General features: G+C 51.8%; 4 protein-coding genes. 3 read left to right on the top strand and 1 reads right to left on the bottom strand.

The genetic code is table 11. The features are described 5' to 3' along the window. Window positions 1–1038: NOL1/NOP2/sun family putative RNA methylase (locus Q7O77_RS16245; RefSeq protein ID WP_304169717.1), on the top strand; the 1038-nt coding region annotated here is incomplete at its 5' end. Window positions 1039–1155: 117 nt separating this feature from the next. Further along, window positions 1156–1347 (top strand): YebW family protein, encoded by a 192-nt coding sequence (locus tag Q7O77_RS16240; protein WP_304169715.1) that lies wholly within the window; start codon window positions 1156–1158, stop codon window positions 1345–1347. 200 nt (window positions 1348–1547) lie between these two features. Here Q7O77_RS16240 and Q7O77_RS16235 read toward each other — a convergent pair whose 3' ends face one another. Continuing rightward, the gene (locus Q7O77_RS16235; protein WP_304169713.1) at window positions 1548–2324 is read right to left on the bottom strand and encodes a helix-turn-helix domain-containing protein; all 777 of its coding nucleotides are present in this window, start codon (window positions 2322–2324) and stop codon (window positions 1548–1550) included. A 493-nt stretch (window positions 2325–2817) separates the two neighbouring features. On the opposite strand from Q7O77_RS16235, the gene Q7O77_RS16230 reads away from it, so the two are divergent. Next, the gene (locus Q7O77_RS16230) at window positions 2818–3039 is read left to right on the top strand and encodes a hypothetical protein (protein WP_304169712.1); all 222 of its coding nucleotides are present in this window, start codon (window positions 2818–2820) and stop codon (window positions 3037–3039) included. Window positions 3040–3143: the final 104 nt, after the last annotated feature.

Here is a 3143-nt window from a genome sequence, read left to right as displayed (position 1 = left end):
GCATTGATGAATAATGAGGGCGGCATCGTCGCTAACGAGTATGCCGCCAGCCGGGTCAAAGTTCTGCATGCCAATTTACACCGGTGCGGCGTCAGCAATACGGCTTTGACGCACTTTGACGGGCGTGTGTTTGGCAGCGCGCTACCGGAAAGCTTTGACGCCGTACTGCTGGATGCGCCCTGCTCCGGCGAAGGCGTGGTCAGAAAAGATCCCGCGGCGATGAGCCACTGGTCGCTGGACAGTATCGCGAGCATCGCCGCCACCCAGCGCGAGCTGATCATGAGCGCGTTCCATGCATTGAAGCCCGGAGGCACGCTGATTTACTCCACCTGTACGCTTAACCATCAGGAAAACCAGGATGTTTGCCGCTGGCTGATGGCGCAGTTCCCGGACGCTTGTGTCATTGAGCCTTTACACGACCTGTTCCCTACGGCGCATCAGGCTGCGACGGAAGACGGTTTTCTGCACGTTTTCCCTCAGATTTTTGATAGCGAAGGATTCTTCGTCGCACGGCTGAGAAAAACCGCCAGCGTTGCTCCCCTGCCGCATCCCGGATTCAAAATGGGTAAATTCCCGTTTAGCCCGCTGCACGGCAAAGTGTCGCAACCGGTGATTGCAGCAGCTCGTCAGCAGGGCATTCAGTGGAGTGAAGACCAGCTTCAACTGTGGCAGCGCGATGATGAGATATGGCTATTCCCTAGCGCGCTCACGCCATTACTTGGGAAGGTCCGTTTTTCCAGAGTCGGTATCAAGCTCGCAGAGCGCTTCGCCAAAGGCTATCGCTGGCAACATGAAGCCATTGTCGCGTTGGGAGATACCAGCGCATCGGCTGCATTTGAACTGAATGCCGCAGAGGCGCAAGCCTGGTTTCAGGGGAAGGATGTGTATCCCGCCACATTGCCCGATGTCAGCGAAGAGCTGCTCATTTGGCGCAACGCACCATTAGGGATAGCTAAACGCATTGGTAGCCGTTTTAAAAATACGCTGCCGCGCGAGTTAGTCCGCGATGGCGCCAGCGCCGCGCCTAACGGCGACTAACGTTCTCACGTCTGGGATGCTGATCCGGCATCCCCTTTTTCCCACATTTTCAACTACACTTTCTGCGTTAGCCTGTTAAATATTCAGCCCTTAGTCATCCTAAGAGGAAGGCATCGCATGTTCGCATTGGTGATTTTTGTCTGCTACGTGGGCGGGAGTTGTGAAGACCTGGTTGCGGGCGTTTATGAGACAGAAACGCAGTGCCTGAAAACCATGGGTGAGCAACGTATTCGAAATGGGGGATGCTACCCCATAGAAGATTTTATCGACGGATTCTGGCGCCCCGCCAGAGAATATCGGGATTTGTAATGACTCGACGTGCCCTGTTAATGCAATAGAGACTAAACGGCGGTACGAATCGAAGAACACGGCGATGCTGAGACTGTAAACACCCCTCCCATACTCATTTTCAGCGCCCTCCGTTCCCCCTACCAGTCCACACTCCAGCTAATGATATCAATCATTTTACGGATGTTGGTGAAAAGCGAAGCGATAGGCGCTTCGCCTCATCAGGCATTGCGGGTGATCGTGAAGACCACTAACCCCACCGGAGACACTTCCTCCGCCCCACACTGGAATTGCGCCGTGCTGCCAATGACGGAGATCTTTTTACCCGGCAGCAACGAGACATCATAGACATCGTTTCTGCCATCGATATCCAACAGCCAACGACCGTTCCCTAGGCAGGTGACGCCGGTATCCACCAGCCATGAGGCCATACTGCCTTCCACCAACAGAGGCGTGTTCACGCCCTCAGGCAAGAATGCGTTATCAGCTTTCCAGTCACCGGCCGCCTGCAATTTACCGGCTTTGAGCGTCTTTCGCGGCACCAGCACGGTATCGCCCGTGTCATTTGTTTCATGGTGAATATGATGTGGTGAGCCTTTACCGATAGCCAACCATTCCAGCGACACGCCGGTATCCAGCGCGCACGCCACCACCACATCACCGGGGAAAAAATCACGCCGAATCCAGGTACTGATGGTGCCAGGCGCGATATCCAGTAACTCACCCAGCTCTTTTTGCGTGCTGAAACCGTAGGCATCCAGCATTCTCCGCAAAACAGCGCGACCGCCTGAAGCCAAAATTTGCTCATAGAGCGCTTTACCCTTGAGATTCGCGTCTTGATGCAGCATCTCAGGCCCATCGATAAATTCGCCGGTCACCAACCATCCTGCATCAACGCCATTATCAAGCGCGCATTTCAGGATGATGTTGCCGGGGACACTGTCTCGCTGAACCCAATTACTGATAGTGTTTGCCGGAATACCTGTAACTTCGCTCAATTCCTTTTGTGTTTTTACCCCATAGCTTGACAGGATTCGCCCCAGCACAGAAACCGTTGCTGTGGTATTACTTTCTCTGTTCAAAAACACCTCTTGAGCATGGAAATAGATACGTTATGTGTCTTAACCGCCCTAAAAACCGTCACCGCTCTAATTATCGAAGAAAAATTACGCAACGTCTGATGATATTACAATTTTACCCCTATCCAGCATGGAAATAATGAGGCCTTTTATCCAAATTTCCAGTGCAAAGGCTCAGTTAACTTACTTACTAATCAGAAAACCACCGCATCCGACCGCAAGCCCAGATTTTTGACCTTCATGATCTTGGTTAACCTAACGACTCATTTTTAATCAATGGGTTGTGATCATAGCACCTAATCTGGCTGTAAGAAGTTCACCTCGAAAATGCCAAGGACAGTTATGGGTTGACGAATATAGCTTTCTGTAAAATACTGTATATAAATACAGTTACAAAGACAGGCAGACTATTGTGGAACATCTCGAAAACCAAGCATTGACCCTGGCCAGAATCAGGCTGATTGCAGATATGACGTTGATATCACAAATCCGGCCTGACGAGATGCAAACAGCGATGTCGTTGATTGCCGATCTTGCTCATGGTGCGGTAGACGCGGAAGACTTTCAGCAGGCGCTGCAAGAATGCGGCGACGCTCAATGGCTCAAAGCCTGGTTTGAACAGCATGCCGTTTAGACTGGACCCTGCACATCCCGTCATTACTGAACTGAAGAGTTACAGGTCGGCTTGCAGTCTCGTTCGGATTCATTACTGTCTCTTATACACATCTGACGCTGCCG

This window comes from Lonsdalea britannica (genome assembly GCF_946477055.1).
In the GTDB taxonomy this organism is placed as follows: Bacteria; Pseudomonadota; Gammaproteobacteria; order Enterobacterales; family Enterobacteriaceae; genus Lonsdalea; species Lonsdalea britannica_A.
This window is presented reverse-complemented; position numbering and strand designations above follow the sequence as displayed.

Coding starts and splice junctions, on each gene's coding strand:
- Q7O77_RS16240 (WP_304169715.1), top strand. CDS start 1,156: ATGTTCGCATTGGTGATTTTTGTCTGCTACGTGGGCGGGAGTTGTGAA.